16 protein-coding genes are annotated in these 16,205 nt (G+C 55.8%); 12 read left to right on the forward strand and 4 right to left on the reverse strand.

The genetic code is table 11. From position 1 onward, the window contains the following. The first annotated feature begins 34 nt into the window (after window positions 1-34). The 3 genes from rimM to AC27KL_RS07730 all read left to right on the forward strand — a co-directional run bounded on the left by rimM (window position 35) and on the right by AC27KL_RS07730 (window position 2,727). Window positions 35-553, forward strand: a complete 519-nt coding sequence (gene rimM / locus AC27KL_RS07720; protein WP_212948898.1) for a ribosome maturation factor RimM — start codon at window positions 35-37, stop codon at window positions 551-553. 4 nt (window positions 554-557) lie between these two features. After that, on the forward strand, window positions 558-1,304 hold the full coding sequence (trmD, locus tag AC27KL_RS07725) for a tRNA (guanosine(37)-N1)-methyltransferase TrmD (protein ID WP_339325188.1): 747 nt from the start codon (window positions 558-560) through the stop codon (window positions 1,302-1,304). Between the two features lie 67 nt (window positions 1,305-1,371). Next, window positions 1,372-2,727, forward strand: coding sequence for a dipeptidase (locus AC27KL_RS07730; protein WP_487169346.1), 1,356 nt, complete (start codon window positions 1,372-1,374; stop codon window positions 2,725-2,727). A gap of 67 nt (window positions 2,728-2,794) precedes the next feature. On the opposite strand, the gene AC27KL_RS07735 is transcribed toward AC27KL_RS07730, so the two are convergent. Further along, entirely contained in the window at window positions 2,795-3,760 is a 966-nt protein-coding gene (locus tag AC27KL_RS07735) for a helix-turn-helix transcriptional regulator (protein WP_487169347.1), read from the reverse strand. 380 nt (window positions 3,761-4,140) lie between these two features. On the opposite strand from AC27KL_RS07735, the gene AC27KL_RS07740 reads away from it, so the two are divergent. Continuing rightward, a complete protein-coding gene (locus AC27KL_RS07740) occupies window positions 4,141-5,097 on the forward strand; it encodes a GNAT family N-acetyltransferase (RefSeq protein WP_339321346.1) in 957 nt (318 codons plus the stop codon). Between the two features lie 163 nt (window positions 5,098-5,260). On the opposite strand, the gene AC27KL_RS07745 is transcribed toward AC27KL_RS07740, so the two are convergent. Beyond that, a complete protein-coding gene (locus AC27KL_RS07745) occupies window positions 5,261-5,812 on the reverse strand; it encodes a winged helix-turn-helix domain-containing protein (protein ID WP_212948901.1) in 552 nt (183 codons plus the stop codon). Between the two features lie 112 nt (window positions 5,813-5,924). After that, entirely contained in the window at window positions 5,925-7,205 is a 1,281-nt protein-coding gene (locus tag AC27KL_RS07750) for an MFS transporter (protein ID WP_487169348.1), read from the reverse strand. A 369-nt stretch (window positions 7,206-7,574) separates the two neighbouring features. Between AC27KL_RS07750 and rplS the strand changes: the two genes are divergently transcribed. From rplS to AC27KL_RS07790, 8 genes are all read left to right on the forward strand, one after another. Continuing rightward, window positions 7,575-7,919 (forward strand): 50S ribosomal protein L19, encoded by a 345-nt coding sequence (rplS, locus tag AC27KL_RS07755; protein ID WP_036714491.1) that lies wholly within the window; start codon window positions 7,575-7,577, stop codon window positions 7,917-7,919. 148 nt (window positions 7,920-8,067) lie between these two features. Beyond that, entirely contained in the window at window positions 8,068-8,688 is a 621-nt protein-coding gene (gene lepB, locus AC27KL_RS07760; protein WP_212948905.1) for a signal peptidase I, read from the forward strand. 50 nt (window positions 8,689-8,738) lie between these two features. After that, window positions 8,739-9,605, forward strand: a complete 867-nt coding sequence (gene ylqF, locus AC27KL_RS07765) for a ribosome biogenesis GTPase YlqF (RefSeq protein WP_487169349.1) — start codon at window positions 8,739-8,741, stop codon at window positions 9,603-9,605. Window positions 9,606-9,880: 275 nt separating this feature from the next. Then, entirely contained in the window at window positions 9,881-11,035 is a 1,155-nt protein-coding gene (locus AC27KL_RS07770; RefSeq protein WP_487169350.1) for a polysaccharide deacetylase family protein, read from the forward strand. 113 nt (window positions 11,036-11,148) lie between these two features. After that, window positions 11,149-11,769: a ribonuclease HII gene (locus AC27KL_RS07775; protein ID WP_487169351.1), complete on the forward strand. Its 621-nt coding sequence runs from the start codon at window positions 11,149-11,151 to the stop codon at window positions 11,767-11,769. Between the two features lie 75 nt (window positions 11,770-11,844). Continuing rightward, complete coding sequence (locus AC27KL_RS07780) at window positions 11,845-13,749, forward strand: hypothetical protein (RefSeq protein ID WP_487169352.1); 1,905 nt, start codon at window positions 11,845-11,847, stop codon at window positions 13,747-13,749. Beyond that, window positions 13,746-14,060 (forward strand): EscU/YscU/HrcU family type III secretion system export apparatus switch protein, encoded by a 315-nt coding sequence (locus AC27KL_RS07785; protein ID WP_487169353.1) that lies wholly within the window; start codon window positions 13,746-13,748, stop codon window positions 14,058-14,060. Before AC27KL_RS07780 ends, AC27KL_RS07785 begins: the two co-directional genes overlap by 4 nt. After that, window positions 14,045-14,428, forward strand: a complete 384-nt coding sequence (locus AC27KL_RS07790) for a YraN family protein (protein ID WP_487169354.1) — start codon at window positions 14,045-14,047, stop codon at window positions 14,426-14,428. Before AC27KL_RS07785 ends, AC27KL_RS07790 begins: the two co-directional genes overlap by 16 nt. Window positions 14,429-14,585: 157 nt before the next feature. Here AC27KL_RS07790 and AC27KL_RS07795 read toward each other — a convergent pair whose 3' ends face one another. Further along, on the reverse strand, window positions 14,586-16,172 hold the full coding sequence (locus tag AC27KL_RS07795; RefSeq protein ID WP_487169355.1) for a YifB family Mg chelatase-like AAA ATPase: 1,587 nt from the start codon (window positions 16,170-16,172) through the stop codon (window positions 14,586-14,588). Window positions 16,173-16,205 lie beyond the last annotated feature (33 nt).

Genomic DNA, 16,205 nt, shown 5'->3' on the forward strand with positions numbered 1-16,205 from the left:
GGACCGGAAACAGCAATGAATGCAGGAGGAAAGTATGCCGCAAACCATGTTAAACGTAGGCAAGATCGTAAACACCCACGGGATCAAAGGCGAGATCAAGGTATTGTCGCACACGGATTTTCCCGAAGTCCGTTTTGCCAAAGGCAGCGAGCTGTTGATCGTCCCGCCGGACGGGAAAGCGCCCTTGCCCGTCACGGTCCAATCCTCGAGATTCCATAAGAATATGTACATCGTGAAGCTGGAAGAGTACGATAATATCAACGACGTTGAAAAATTCAAGGGCAGCATGCTGAAAGTCAACGGCGAGGACTTGGTCGAGCTGCCGGAAGACGAGTTTTATTTCCATGAAATCATCGGCTGTCACGTCATGACGGATGAAGGACAGGAGCTGGGCGTCATTACGGAAATTCTTACGCCGGGAGCCAACGACGTATGGGTCGTGAAGCCGAAAGAGGGAAAAAGCATCCTGATTCCGTACATCGATGACGTCGTTCTGGACGTGAACGTCAAAGACCGGAAAGTGGTCGTTCATTTGATGGAAGGGCTGCTGTAATATGATGAAGGTCGATGTGCTGACATTGTTCCCGGAAATGATGGACGGCGTATTCCGCTCGAGCATACTCGGAAAAGCGCAGGAGAAAGGCATCGTCAGCTTGAATGCGATCAACTTCCGCGAGTATTCCAACAGCAAACACGGGACGGTGGATGATACGCCGTACGGGGGCGGGGGAGGCATGGTGCTGAAGCCGGAGCCGATTTTTTCGGCCGTGGAGGATTTGGTGTCCCGGACGTCCACGACTCCCCGCATTATTTTGATGTGCCCGCAAGGCGACACCTTTACGCAGCGCAAGGCGGAGGAGTTTGCCAAGGAGGAGCATCTTATTTTTATTTGCGGACATTACGAAGGGTATGATGAACGGATCCGCGAGCATCTGGTGACGGACGAGTTGTCAATTGGGGACTATGTGCTGACCGGCGGGGAGCTTCCGGCCATGGTAGCCATCGATTCGATCGTGCGTCTGCTGCCGGGAGTGCTGGGCAACGAAACCTCGGCCGTAACCGACTCGTTCAGCACGGGATTGCTCGAATATCCGCATTATACCCGTCCAGCAGAGTTCAGAGGCTGGAAGGTGCCCGATATACTTCTAAGCGGACACCATGCCAACATTGAGCTGTGGCGCCGCGAGCAGGCCTTGAAACGAACGCTGGAGCGCCGTCCGGACCTGCTGGACAAGGTCGAACTTACCGATCAGGACCGGCAAATCCTTAAACGGCTGCAGAACGAGCGTGAAAGCGGCCGATAGGCCGGTTTCACGCTTGCTTCATCAAAGACGGGGCTCAAATCATCTTATCTTTCGAAGGAGGATCTCCATGGATTACAAAAATTATTTCCAGGGCAATAGAGACAAACATTTGGGCGAATTGAAGGAATGGTTGTCCATTCCGAGCATTTCGGCTTTGTCCGAACATAAACCGGATGTGAAGCGTGCTGCCGAGTGGCTTGCCGAGACGATGACCCGGGCCGGGCTTGAAAACGTTACAATTCATGAAACCAAAGGACATCCGATCGTGTATGCCGATCATCTGCATGCCGAAGGCAAACCGACAGTTCTTGTATACGGCCATTATGACGTGCAGCCGGTCGATCCGCTGAACCTGTGGCAAACGCCGCCGTTCGAGCCGGATATTCGCGACGGCAAACTGTTCGCCAGAGGAGCGACGGACGATAAAGGCCAACTATTCCTACATATCAAAGCGGTCGAAGCGATCCTGGCACAGGAAAAGCAGCTGCCCGTGAACATCAAATTTTGCGTTGAAGGCGAAGAAGAAGTATCCAGCCCGAACCTGCCGACGTTCCTCGAGGAGAATCAGGATCGGTTGAAAGCGGATATGGTGCTTATTTCCGATACTTCCCTGCTCGAAAAAGGAAAACCTGCCATTTGCGTGGGCTTGCGCGGGCTTTGCTCCCTCGAAGTGGCCCTCCACACCGCCAATACCGACCTGCATTCCGGTTCGTACGGCGGGGGCGTTCCGAATGCGCTGCATGCCATGGTCAGCTTGCTGGACTCCCTGCATGACGAAAAGGGACGGGTCAGCGTCGAAGGATTTTACAAAGGCGTGCTGGAATTGACGCCGGAGGATCGCGAAGAATTCAAAAAACAAAACGTGGACGAAGAAAAGCTGAAGCAGGATCTGGGTCTGGACGCCCTGTTCGGGGAAGAAGGATTCACCTTTGCCGAAAGAACCGGAGCGCGCCCAACGCTGGAGCTGAACGGCGTTTACGGCGGCTTCCAAGGGGAAGGCAGCAAAACGGTCATTCCGAAGGAAGCGCATGCGAAAATTACCTGCCGCCTCGTTGGTCATCAGGATCCGCAGGACATTCTCGACAAAATCGAGAAACATCTTTACAGCCATGTACCGACCGGCGCTAAGATCGTCGTGACCCCAATGGAAAAAGGCAATCCGTTTACGATCGACCCTTCTACGCCCGTGCTGCAAAAAGCGGCCGACGCCTATGAGCATGTATACGGCACGCGCCCTGTCTTTACCCGCGACGGCGGTTCGATTCCGATCGTCGAAACGTTCTCGCGCGTTCTTGAAGCTCCAGTCGTGTGCATGGGCTTTGGCCTTCCGGACGAAAATCTTCATGCGCCGAACGAACATTTCAATCTTGAAAACTTCGATTTGGGTCTGCTGACCATCGTTGATTTCCTGAGAAGAGTGTAACCACGTGACAAGCAAAACAGCCTGGCCGCAAAGGAAACCTTTGCAGCCAGGCTGTTTTTCATTTGAATCACTGAAGCTTGGTTTGTCCATTCTGTCCATATTTATTTATCAGGTTTGCAACGACATGACGGATCTCCTGTAGCAGCTCAGGGCTATGTTTCAACGTCGCTTCATCACCCAACCCGACGATGAATTTCGCGAAATAAGGAAGGTCGCTGCTCGGAACGCGGCCTTCAAGCCAGCCGCTGCCGTCCTCCCGGACATGAAGCAGGCTCTCGCTCCACACCTCGGCCTCGCAGATTTGAACCCCCGCCATCGTTAGTTCGGCGTACACGGGAACTTGATCCGGGCTGGTATGTGTCGAGGGATGGTAGTTTTCCAGATGGATATGCCGTAGATTTTCGGGAGGTCTTTCCGAAGGAACGGCAGACTTGATCCGGTCGCAGCGAAACACGCGAAAACTATGGCTATTGAAACAATAGGCGGGACAGTACCAAAAACCGTTCCTCGTGTTGATGCCGATCGGCTGGATGTCGCGCTGCGATTGCTTTTGCCTGGAGGCATAATCGATCGTTAATACCTGCTGGCGAACCGCGGCGTTCAGCAGAATGCCCAGGAAAGGGGAGGACGCTTGTCTTTTTGGCGTGACAAAATCGACCCGATGTTTCATCTGATCGATCCGCTCCCGCGTGTCCTCCGGCATAAAACGGTAAAATTTTTGCAGCGCGGCAGAAGATTCCGCTTCAAACGGCAGCGAGGAATAATGGCGTAACGCATGAACGGCAAAAAACACCGACACCGCTTCCTCTTCGGTGAAAGCGATCGGAGGGAGCATTCGCTGGTTCAGCAATCGGTAGCCGCCGTGGGGACCAACCTCCGAATAAAGGGGCACGCCAAGCTCGCTCAGCTCCTGAAGGTCGCGCAATATCGTTCGGGGCGACACGTTGAATTCCGAGGCAAGCTCCTTGACGGTAAAGCTGCGTTTCCGGTTGACCGCCATCATGAGCTCCATGAGTCGTTTCGATTTGGACATAACATCTCTCCATTCGAGCAGGATCGGAAACGGCTTGTGTTATCCCGCCCTTTGCATAGTACATTTATGATTAAATCATGACAATCCTTGTCACTATTATGGGCTAAACGGAAGTCAACGTCCAGAGGGACGCTGCACCAAACCATCGTTCAAATAAACCAAAGGAGCTGGTCGATGGCGGGAATAAGGTTTCCTGCGATGCTTCTTTTTGATTCATCCGTTTCCAAAGGGAGGCTCGACCTGGTGACGGATCCAGCGGTTTATTTTTGATAAAGGTTGAAGCGAAAGCGAATTTAAAATATAATCACATTATGAAATAAAATTTTATATTTTGATCGTAATTTTGAAATATTTATTCTACTTTTCCGGGGGGACTTCATGTGAACATCATTCCGCTGCATAAGGATTGGCTGGCTGCCATGTGCGAGCTTTGGAATCGGGAGCTTGGCGGGCTTTTTCCGATGCGCGAGCAGCTCATGCGCCAAAATACGTTCCAGGATCAAAACGTTTACGCAGCCGGCTCTAAGCTGGCGGTCGATGACGAGGGCCGTCTAGCAGGTTTCGTCATTGCGAAAATATGGCAGGAAGAGCAGCGCAGCATGAAGCTTGGCGACGGCGGAGGCTGGATTCAGGCGATTCTAGTCCGCAGCGATGTCAGAGGGCAAGGCGTCGGCAGCCGTTTGCTGGAACAGGCGGAGCAGGCGCTCCGTGACGCAGGCGCCCAGCTGGCTTATGTCGGACGGGATCCTTGGCATTACTTCCCGGGGATTCCCCATGAGCTGCCCGACGCCAAAACCTGGTTTGCGCGCAAAGGCTATGAGGTGCTGTACGACGTATATGACTTGGTGAATACATCGGGCGAACACGAAGGACGCCAGCAGTATGTTGACGGGGCTTACGCCCGTCTGCTCGAAGCCGGGGACCGGGACGAAATGCTGCGCTTTTTCAAACGCTGCTTCCCCGGCCGCTGGCTTTACGAAGCGGAAACGTATTGGGAACGCGGCGGTACGGGGCGCGAGTTTGTCGGATTGTTTAAGGACGGCGAAATGATCGGCTTTTGCAGGGTCAATGACGATCAATCTCCGCTGATTGCCCAAAACACGTATTGGGCCCCGCTGTTTGAGAGCCCGCTAGGCGGCATCGGACCGCTTGGCGTGGACGACCGTTTCCGCGGAAAAGGCTACGGGCTGGCGATCGTCAAGGACGGCGTTGCCGAACTCGCAAGCCGCGGCGTCAAAAACCTGGTCATCGACTGGACCGGATTAATCGATTTTTACGCCAAGCTCGGATTTACGGTATGGAAGGGTTATGACCTTGCCAAAAAAGATTTGAAGTAATCGATTCGGGCAGGTGTCAACGCCCGGAACACAAAAAAACCTCGGCATGCCAGCCGAGGTTTTTTCGCATTAAGGCTTCGGGTCAGACCTACCCGCACGGCCGCATGGGAAAACGAAACCCGCCATTCCCAAGCAATCGAAGCGCGTGCGGGGGTGTACCCGTTTAATCGTCCGTCCATTTGGTAATCGTCGTAAAAATATCGTATTTTTCTTGGCCCTCATGTTTGCGTTTATGATGCTCTTCCACGAAACGATTGATTTTTTCGAAGAATTCCTTCGCTTCCTCTTCGGTCAGGTACACTTCGGAATGCGTCAAATTGCCATGGGGCTGATCCATGCTTTGGGCTTTCAAAAATCTTTGCTTGTTTTCTTCGTACAAATCCGAAAGGAGCTTTTGCGTTTCCGAGATAAAGATCTTTTTTGCGGCTTCGTCGGCGCCGTCGTCGCGTTTGATCCGTACCGCCCCTTTGAATGCCTCGTAATATTTGGCGTTTATGCCGTTGATTTCTTTCGTGCTTACCACGTGAATCATCCCGATGCTTTCCAGCTTTTTGGCGTGATAATAGACCTTCGCGGGCACTTCGCCCATGTCGTCGGCAATTTCTTTGATGGTCGCCGGGTGATCCATCCGCTGGAAATGGCTTAATATTTTCATTCGGTAAGGGTCGGAGTAAATCCGTATTTCCTCAATCGTGCTCAGTTCCTTCGTTTCCAATACAATCGCACCTCATTATTTCCTGCTTTTACGATCAGAGCATTTTGTCAATAAGCCTATTATATCGCCCGAAGGGATAAAGCACAAAGAATGTTTGTTTGCCTCCGGCGATTTAGATGCTCATGAAGCTTTTCTGGCTCAGAAGCAGCAGTCCGGGAACGATCATCAGCAGCCCGAACACGAGAAACACCACGTTGGCGCTCAGCAGAGTGCCCGCAAAGCCGGCGATGACGCCGCCCAAAGGGATCATGCAGGTGACGATCATGCTGGACAACGCTCCGACGCGCCCAAGCATATGCTGCGGCGTAACCTCCATCGTATACGTTGACATCGGCGTGTTGACGAACGAAATGGCGAAACCCATGCCGAAGCTGAACAGGGCGGCCGCATACAGCGGGTTATGGGCAAACAAAGGCGGAACGTACAGAAGGCTGTAGGCCGCCCCAAGCAGCAGAAAGCCAAAAACGATGAGGGAGCTTTTTTTGTAACGCGAGCCTTTTTGGCTGATCCATAAACCGCTGAGGATCATGCCGACGACGAGCGTAATGCCGAGCAGGCTGAGCCCGAAGGGTCCGGAGCGGAGCACTTCTTTCACATAGACGGGCTGCAGCACGTTCCAAGGACAAAGGCACAGGTTCACGAACGCGCCGGCCAGCATGGTCATCAGAATGAGCGGTTTTTGCTTAACGAATCGCAGGCCGGAAACAAACTGCTTCCAATAAGAGCTTTTGGCCGTTGCTGCGGCATCCCCGGTTTCTTCGTCCGCCTGTCGGGCTTCCGGCTGCGGCCGCACGAAGAAAAACAGCAGGGCTTCGATCAAAAAAGTGGCGGCATCGACGACCATCGTGCCGGAAATGCCGACCAGGGCAATGAGCCCGCCTGCGGCGGCCATCCCTCCAAGCTCGGCGGTCCGGGAGGCGGAAGAGGTCAGCGAATTTCCGGTCAAAAGCAATTCTTTGGGCAAAAGACGGGGAACAAGCGACATCTCCGCAGGCGTCGAAAAACATTCGAAAGTGGAGTTGATCAGCGTCACGGCAAATAAATGCCAAGGCTCGAGAAGGCCGGTAAAATACAGCAGCGCGGTCAACGATACCATGACTCCCCGTCCGGTGCCGGCGATGATGACGATGCGTTTTTTGGACCAGCGGTCAACCAAAACGCCCGTAAAAGGGCTAAAGGCGATCCCCGGGATAAAATTGACCGCAAACAGCGTGCCCATGAGCACTTCGGACCCTGTCAGCATGTAAACCATCCAGCTGTACGCGATGGAATCGACCGAATCCCCAAAACGCGAAATGATTTTTGCAGCCATCATGACCAGGTAAGAGCGGTGAGCGCTTAACGCCCGAATCCCCTGCCGGGGGAGCGATTGAACCAAAACCGTTTCATTCATGTCCACAACTCCATTCAAAAATTATTGACGATAAAATATTTTTAACGTTAGATTTATTTTATTTATATTCAAGATAATTTCAAGAGGTTTTTGAAAGAACGTCAAAATTTTTTTAATGATTGATTCTAAAGGCTTTGTTGGAAATCACGATGCTTAGATGAAGCGTTCGTAACACGAAAAACCCGCGTAGGTTTGGACACGAGGGGAAACCGGCCGAAGCTTGTTCAATTCATGGTTGCAAACCGGGATGCCGGTATGATACAATTAACGCTGTTGTGTGGAATACGGTGGTCCGCTGCGGATGATGAAGGAAGACGAAGGGTTTTCCGGAAGAGGCAAGAACACCTGTACGGAAGGAGGGAGTCCTAGATGAATATCCTACAAGCGATCACTCAAGAACAGCTTCGTAAAGATATCCCAAGTTTTCGTCCTGGAGACACTTTGAAAGTGTACGTAAAGGTTATCGAGGGATCTCGCGAACGTATCCAGCTGTTCGAAGGTGTTGTTATTAAACGTCGCGGTGGCGGAATCAGTGAGACTTTTACGGTTCGTAAAATTTCTTACGGTGTTGGCGTGGAAAGAACTTTCCCGATCAACTCGCCAAAAATCGATAAAATCGAAGTGGCTCGCCGTGGTAAAGTGCGTCGTGCGAAGCTTTATTATCTTCGTGAACTTCGCGGTAAAGCAGCGAGAATTAAAGAAATTCGCCGTTAATATGCGGTGCAGCGTAAAGGGCTTGATTTCAAGCCCTTTTCGTTTTAGGATAAGAAATGTTACGGCTCCGTATAGGAGCTTTTCTTTTCGGCAAAAAATGAAAATGCGGCAAGCTCATGAAAATGATGCGAGGAGAGGACGGTGACGTATGCAGCAGGACATTCAGAGCGACGGGGTGGAATTGCAGGAGCGGGATCAGAAACCACCCAAAAAAGCGAAAAATGAAGTTGTGGAATGGTTAAAAGCGATCGTCATTGCTTTAATTCTGGTAGCTCTCATCCGCTGGCTTCTCTTTAAACCGTTTATTGTGGACGGGCCTTCGATGAAGCCGAATTTCCATACGGGAGAACGGCTGATCGTCAATGAAATTTTATACGACATCCGGAAGCCGCAGCGCGGAGAAGTCATTGTGTTCCACGTTCCTTCCGAAGGCAAGGATTTCATTAAGCGGGTCATCGCCGTTGCGGGCGATACGGTGAAGGTCGAAGGGGATACGGTAACGGTAAACGGCAAGCCGGTCAACGAAACTTACATACAGGGCGCGATTGAAGAAAGCCACAAAGAGGGCAAACTGTATAACGACAAGGATTTTCCGAACACCGCGTTCCCGGACGGGAAAGTTCCGGAAGGCCATGTGTTCGTGATGGGCGACAACCGTTCCGACAGCACGGACAGCCGGATGATCGGGTACGTGCCGCTTAGCGATATCGTCGGACGCGCGGATTTGATTTTCTGGCCGATCAAGGACATCCAATTGATCAAACATTAAAACCATCTACCGGTCAAGCGGCTGGTTAAGGCAAAAATGAGGTGATGACGGTGACGATTCAATGGTTTCCAGGTCATATGACAAGAGCGCGCCGCCAAATACAGGAAAAGCTGAAGCTGATCGACGTGGTCATCGAATTGATCGATGCCCGTCTTCCGCTGTCCAGCCGCAATCCGATGATCGATGAAATATTGCAGGGCAAGCCGCGGCTGATCATTATGAACAAGGCGGATTTGGCGGATGCCGCGGTCACGAAGGAATGGCAGCTTTATTTCAAGGAGCAGGGGCATGCGGCATTTCCGGTGGACGCTTCCAGCGGAACCGGGGTCAAGGACATTCCGGGCCAGCTGAAGCTGCTTTTGAAGGAAAAAATCGACAAACAAATCGCCAAAGGCATGAATCCGCGGGCGATCCGGGCGCTGATCGTCGGCATTCCGAACGTCGGCAAATCGACGCTGATCAACCGGCTTGCCGGGCGCAGCATCGCGGCGACGGGCGACCGTCCGGGCGTAACGAAAGGTCAGCAGTGGATCAAGGTGGGCGGCGAAATCGAGCTGTTGGATACGCCGGGCATTTTATGGCCGAAATTCGAGGACCAGAACGTCGGTTACAAACTGGCCGTCACGGGAGCGATCAAAGAGGAGATCCTGAACGCCGAGGATATCGCTTTTTTCGCCGTGCAATATTTGGTCAGATACTACTGGGACGCGTTCCGGGAACGCTTTGAGCTTGACGAAAACACTCCGCATAACCCGGATGACAGCGATGAAATCGTGGCCATCATGGAAGCGGTCGGCCGCAAACGCGGCTGCTTGGTGAGCGGGGGAAGGGTCGATCTGGAGAAGGCTTCCAAGACGCTGCTGAGGGAGCTTCGCGCAGGCAAAATGGGCCGCTTTTCCCTGGAATCGCCTTATTGATCTTGATAGCATATTGAAAACGAGCCAGCCGCCGGAAGGCGGCTTTTTTGTGTTTCAAGGGGAGAGCCGGCCAGCCGGCTCTTTTTTTGCCGCGGTCGTTTCCGCGAAGCCAAGGTTTCGTTCCCGTACGCCAGGATGCCGGGCGACTTTTTCTAGCGGACTTTGAATATAAAAATATCAGCAGCGATCAAACGCCAGGAAAAAAGGGCAAGGGCTGCCGGGGATCTCAGGGGTTTACGGGAACAAGCGAAACTAAGGCGCAAGGGGAGAGGCGATTGAAGCGGAAACGGCTGGTGACGGCAGGAGCGGTTGCGGTGCTCATCGGTGCGGCAAGCTGCCTGCCGATGGAAGGGCATGCAGCTGCGGAGGGAGGGCTCGTGCAGCCTGCGCCGAGGATGACGGCGGTTCGGCCGGAAGGAGTGAACGGCCAAGCGCTCAATGCGGCAGCCAAAACGGGAGTCGGGACGGGGCCGGTTCAAAAGGAGCCCGGGGGCGGCGGCATTCCGGCGCCGCTTCGGGATACGTCTTTTCAACAAGAACATCCGGCTAAGGTTTATTACCGCGATAAGGTAATTGCGTTAATGTACCACGAGGTGACGCCCGGTCAAAAAAACAAGCAGAGCTTGAATGCCGCCAAGTTTGAACGTCAGTTGATCCTGATGAAAGAGAATGGCTTCCAATGGATCACGATGAAGCAATACGCGGATTTTGTTTTGCATGGCAAATCCGTGCCCCCGAACGCGGTGCTCATGACTTTCGATGACGGGTACGAGTCGTTTTACGAGTACGTCTACCCGCTCTTGCTCAAGTACCGGGTCCCTGCAACAAGTTTCCTGATCGTCGGCACGATCGATCATCCGCAGCATGCCGGGATTCCGAAGCTGAGCTGGAAGCAGGTGCGGGAAATGCACGCCAGCGGCATCGACTTTTACAGCCACTCCTTCGATTCGCATCAGTATGCGCCGCTGGATGCCGCTGGGAAACGGTCCAAAGCGATTTTAAGGGGGCCGGTTTACAGCAAACAGCTTGGCCGCAAGGAGACGCAAGAGGAATATGCCGCCCGGGTGCGGCGGGATCTGGAAAAAGCCAATGCTGTGCTGCGCGAGAAAATCGGCAACGACATGCATGTCATCGCCTTCCCTTACGGCGTGTTTTCGCCCTCATTGCTTCGGATATGCAAGGACCTGGATATGCGGGTATCCTTCACGGTGCTTTCGGGCATCAACCGGCCAGGGGGGCTCAACGGATACCGCGTAAATGCAGGGGGCGAGGACAATGATCCGGAACGCCTGATTGAAGTGATGAAGCGGGGGGCGGTTCCCGGGGGGGAAACAACAGCCGGCGGCAAAGAGGGGTCAGGGAAACCGGCTGCTTCGCAGCAGAAACCGCCGAACCCGCAAAGCATCCATCTGCGGATTGCCGAGGACTGAACGGAAAATAACGGGAAAGCCATGCAGCTCCGCGTCGAATCCAGTATAATGTGGAGAGCGAAGCTTGAGCGGACAGGGAACCCTGACCGCCTATGGGAGCAGGGAGGAACAGCATGACGGACTTGTTGAAGCATGAAAAAGAATATTGGGAACAATCCTATCGATATATCGCTGGCATTGATGAAGTAGGGCGCGGTTGTTTGTTCGGGGACGTGGTCGCCGCGGCCGTCATTCTTCCGGCCGGGCTGGTGCTGGAAGGCGTGGACGATTCCAAAAAGCTGAGCGAGAAAAAACGCGAGGCGCTGTACGAACAGATCCTGGATCAAGCCGTGGACGTGTCGGTAGGCTATGCGGATGCCGAGACGATCGACCGCATCAACATCAAGCAGGCGGCCAGGCTGGCGATGAAAAGGGCGGTTCTCGGATTGTCCGTGGCGCCGGACGTATTGTTCATCGACGCCGAGAAGGTGGACGTCGACCTGCCGCAGCTTTCCATGATCAAAGGGGACGCCAGCAGCCAATCCATCGCGGCGGCATCGATTGTCGCCAAAGTGACGCGGGACCGGCTTTGCAAAGGGGAATGGGAAGCGAAATATCCCGAATACGGAATCGCGATACATAAAGGTTACGCCACCAAACTTCACCGCGAGCAGATTCTTGCCCTGGGGCCGACGCCGATGCACCGGCGCAGCTTTTTGAAAAACCTGGAGGTCGTGCAGGAAACCTTGTTTTAGGGCGTTTCTTCACAGCCGGAAGGCTGGCGCCGATATATAGAAAAAAGGGTTCGTACGACTGAAGGAGGAAGAGGCGTGAATATCGGTTCGTTGATTCGCGGCATGCTCGGCGACGCCAAGACGGGGGATGCCAAGCAGCTCGAGATGAAAACAGGCCAGGTGGTCAGAGGCATGGTGCTCAGCGTCTCGGAGGACGGCCAGGAGGCCGTCGTGCAGATTCAAGGAGTCAAGGTGAGGGCGATGCTTGAGACGCCGCTGCAGGAGGGGCAGGCGACGCTCCTGCAAGTGCAGCCGCCTGCAGCCGGAGGCATGCTCGTATTGAAGCCGTTGTCCGGCTCGCCCAATGCCTCGCTGCCGGCGAAATCGGTTGCCGACGTGCTGAATGCGCTCGGGCTTGCGGACACGGAAGAAAACCGGACGATGATTCAAGCGATGCAATCAAGCGGGGTTCCGCTGACGAAGGAAAACGCGGAGCTGTTCGGCCGGATGCTGCAGCAAAAGCCGGCGTCCGTGCCAACGGCGGAATGGATTCAGGCCGCTGCGATCGCGCTGCAGCGTGGCCTGCCCGTGACCGGCGAAAGCGTCCGCGGCTTGCAGCAGGCGGTGTTTGGCGCGCCGGTTCACGAACTGCTCTCGGCGCTCGAAGCGCAGCTGGAAGGGGCGCTTGCTTCGGCCGGACAAGCGAAACCTGCGGCGGGAGCGGGGACGCCGGCGGCGCTTGATCAGGCTGCGCTGTCGTCCGGTGCTAACGGCATGGCGGCCGCCAAGGAAACGGAGCCGCAGCAAGGGATCGCTTCTCCGGCGAAAGAAGGCGCAGCCGGGCAGGAACCAGGAGCAGCTGCCGCAAAGGCGGCTGCCCTCCATGCTGCGGATCGCGGGCTGCAGCCGCTGCTGGACAAGCTGCAGCAGGTGCTGCTGCAGCTGCGCGCCGCGCCTGCCCTGGCCGGGCTCCAGGGCAGCGGCGCAGCGGCCGGCGCCGCAGGCGTGCCGGCCGGGGGAGCTGCGCCGCCGCAAGAGCCGGCGGCGCAGGCGGCCTCTGGCGGCCCGGCGGCGCCAGAGGCGAAGCCGCCCCAGACCCCCGGCGCGGAGCCGTGGGTCGGGCGGCTTCTGAAGCTGCTCGGTGCGGAGCACGAGCAGCAGGGCGTGCGCGGGGCGATGCCGCCCGCGCAAACGGCGGAAGCGGGCCCGACCGGGCCGGGGCCCGCAACGGGCGGCGGCGCGGCAGGTGCCGCCGCCGGGAACCCGCCCGCGGCGGTGCACGCGGGCGGAGCGGGCCTGCAGCAGCCTGCGGCCGCGGACGAAGGTCCGGCCGCGCAAGGGCAGCAGGCCCGCCCGGCGGCTGCCGGCATACAACCGGCAGCCGCGCAGATCCCGGCCGCGGAAACGGCCGGGGTTCGCGCCGAGCATGCCTTGCACGGCCCGGGCACGCAGCACGACACGCTGAAGGGCATTTTGCTTCAGCTGGTGAATCACGACGACACGCCGCCGCAGCTCAAAGAAGCGGCGCAGCAGCTCGTTTCGCATTTGACGGGCCAGCAGCTGCTATTGAATACGGACCGTACGGCCCCGTTCGCCCAAGTAACGCTTCTGCTGCCGCTGAACGGGCCGGACGGGCAGGAGACGGCATCCATCCAGATCCAATCCCGCCGGGGGGCCAAAGGCGAGCTGGATGCGTCCAACTGCCGTTTATGGTTCGACCTGCAGATGAAACATCTTGGACAGACGCTCGTGGACGTGCAGGTCGTCGACCGGATCGTTTCCTTAAAAGTGCATAACCGGCACGAATGGGCCGGAGAGCTGCTGGAAAACCACAGGGATGAAATTGCCGGCGCCATCGAGTCGATCGGATATCAGCTGCTGAGCTTAAAGGCGGAGCCCCTGCCCGAAAAGGAACCGGCTTCGCCGTCCGCCATGCAGGCGAAAGCGGCGGTCAGCGAATACGTGCCCCAAAGCTACAGAGGGGTGGATTACCGGGTATGAACGCAAAAGGACAAGAGCCGCCTTATACGATGAAAAAGGCGGTGGCTTTGAAATATACGCCGGATGAAGCCGCGGCGCCCGTAGTGGCGGCCAAAGGCCGGGGCAAAGTGGCCGAGGCGATTCTGGAAAAGGCCAAAGAGCACGGCGTTCCCGTCCAGGAGGATGCCGCGCTGGTGGAGGTGCTGTCCAAGCTGGACCTGGACCAGCAAATTCCTCCCGAGCTTTACCAGCTTGTGGCGGAGGTGCTGAGCTATATTTACCGTACAGAACGCTTGGCACGGGAAAAGGAGAAGGAATGGCTGAACGGATAAAAAGGGAAAAGGATAACCGCCGCGAAAAAGGAGCGGCGGCCGAGCAGGCTGCATGCGAATATCTGGCGGCCCAAGGTTATGCCATACAAGACCGCAATTGGCGCTGCCGCAGCGGGGAAATCGATATTGTCGCCGAGCTCGGGCGTTTGCTGGTCATCGTCGAGGTTCGAAGCCGGAGCGGCAGCCGTTACGGCACCGCCGCCGAATCGGTGGATTACCGCAAAATCCGGCAGGTTCGCGGCATTGCGTCAACGTACCTGCACTATAAACGGCTTGAGGATCGGGATTTGCGGTTCGACGTCATTGCCATCGAAATGGATGCGGCGCGGAACGTCGTCTCGCTTCAGCATATTGAAGGGGCTTTTTGAAGGAGGCTTATCTTCAAAATTCCAATCAGAAAACAAGGAACACCGTGCCGTGCAACATCAAATGGACTTCATCCGCTAAGCATTTTTCGAATTCGGTTCGAAGAATGGATCCCAGCCTAAAAAGACTTCCTGAAACGCATTTCAGGAAGTCTTTTTTCTACACCGGCGTTTCGGTTTGGGGCCGGTCCAGGTTCCGGTACTGGATCGCCTCCGCGACATGGGAGGAGAGGATGTTTTCCTTTCCGTCCAGATCGGCGATCGTCCGGGAAAGCTTTAAAATCCGGTCATAGGCGCGCATGCTCAGTCCCAAGGCCTCGATCGTCCGGTGAAGCATGTCGGCCGTATCCGGATCGAGCTTCGTAAACCGCCGGAGCGCTGTGCCGCTAAGCTCGCTGTTCCAGTTCATCTGGAGCATTCGGTAACGCCTTACTTGCCTTTCATGCGCTTCCAGCACTTGCGCGCGCATGTCCGCGGAGGACAGGCTGAACTTTTCTTTCGTCCATTCCCTGGGCCTCGGCACGTCGACCTGCAGATCGATCCGGTCCAGCAGCGGGCCGGAAATTTTGGAGCGGTAATGCGCGATCCTTGCCGGACTGCATGTGCACGGATGACCGGGGTGCTCGCTGCCCCAATACCCGCACGGGCAAGGGTTCATCGATGCGGCCAGCATGAATCTTGCCGGGAAGGTATGGACCGCCCTTGCCCTGCTGATCGTCACGCATTTGTCCTCCAGCGGCTGCCGCAGCACCTCCAGCACCTGCCGGTTAAACTCGGGCAGTTCGTCCAGAAACAGGATGCCGCGATGCGCCAGGCTGACCTCCCCCGGCTTCGGTATCGTTCCGCCGCCGATCAAACCGCCGGTCGAAATCGTATGATGCGGGGAACGGAACGGCCGGGTCCGCAGCAGGCCCGCCGCCGGTTCCTTCAGTTTTCCCGCGGCGCTGAAAATTTTGGTCGTCTCCAGCGCCTCCTGCTCCGTCATGGGCGGGAGAATGGTGGGCAGGCGTTTGATCAGCATCGTTTTACCCGTTCCCGGCGGACCGATCAGCATGATGTTATGCATGCCTGCCGCCGCGATCGTTAATGCCCGTTTCACGTGATGCTGTCCGAGAACGTCCGCATAATCTTCGGCTTGATGCGTTTCTTGACCGGGCGGATGGCTGTAAACAAACCGCAGGCCCGCCAAAGACGAAATCCGCAGCGGACCGTTCTTGTCCGCGGCCGCCAGCCCGGCCTCCTTTTCCCCGAGAGCGAAGAGCTCTTTCAAGTGGTTGAGTGCATAAATATTCATATTTTCGATGAGGGATGCTTCGGCGGCGTTATCCTTGGGGAGCAGGACGGCGGTAAATCCCTCGCGTTTGGCCCGGTCAACCATCGACAATACGCCCGTCACCGGCCGCAGGCTTCCGTCCAGCGCCATTTCCCCGATCATGAGGAGCTTTTCGTCTCCGGGAAGGACGAGCTGACCGCTGGTGCACAAAATGCCGAGGGCGATGGCCAGGTCGAAGGCGGAGCCTTCCTTGCGCAAATCGGCCGGCGCCAGGTTGATGGTCGTACGCTGCAAGGGGAAGGTGAACCCGCAGTTTTTGATTCCCGCCCGAACGCGTTCCACCGCCTCGCGAATGGCCGAGTCGGGCAAGCCGATGATCGACGTTTGGGGAAGACCGTTCGAAATATCGACCTCAACCTGGATCAGAACCCCATCAATTCCGTATAAACATGCACTGTACATTTTTCCGTACATACGACAAAAGCACCCTTTCCAAACAGATCGGTT

This window comes from Paenibacillus sp. YAE3 (assembly GCF_057546105.1).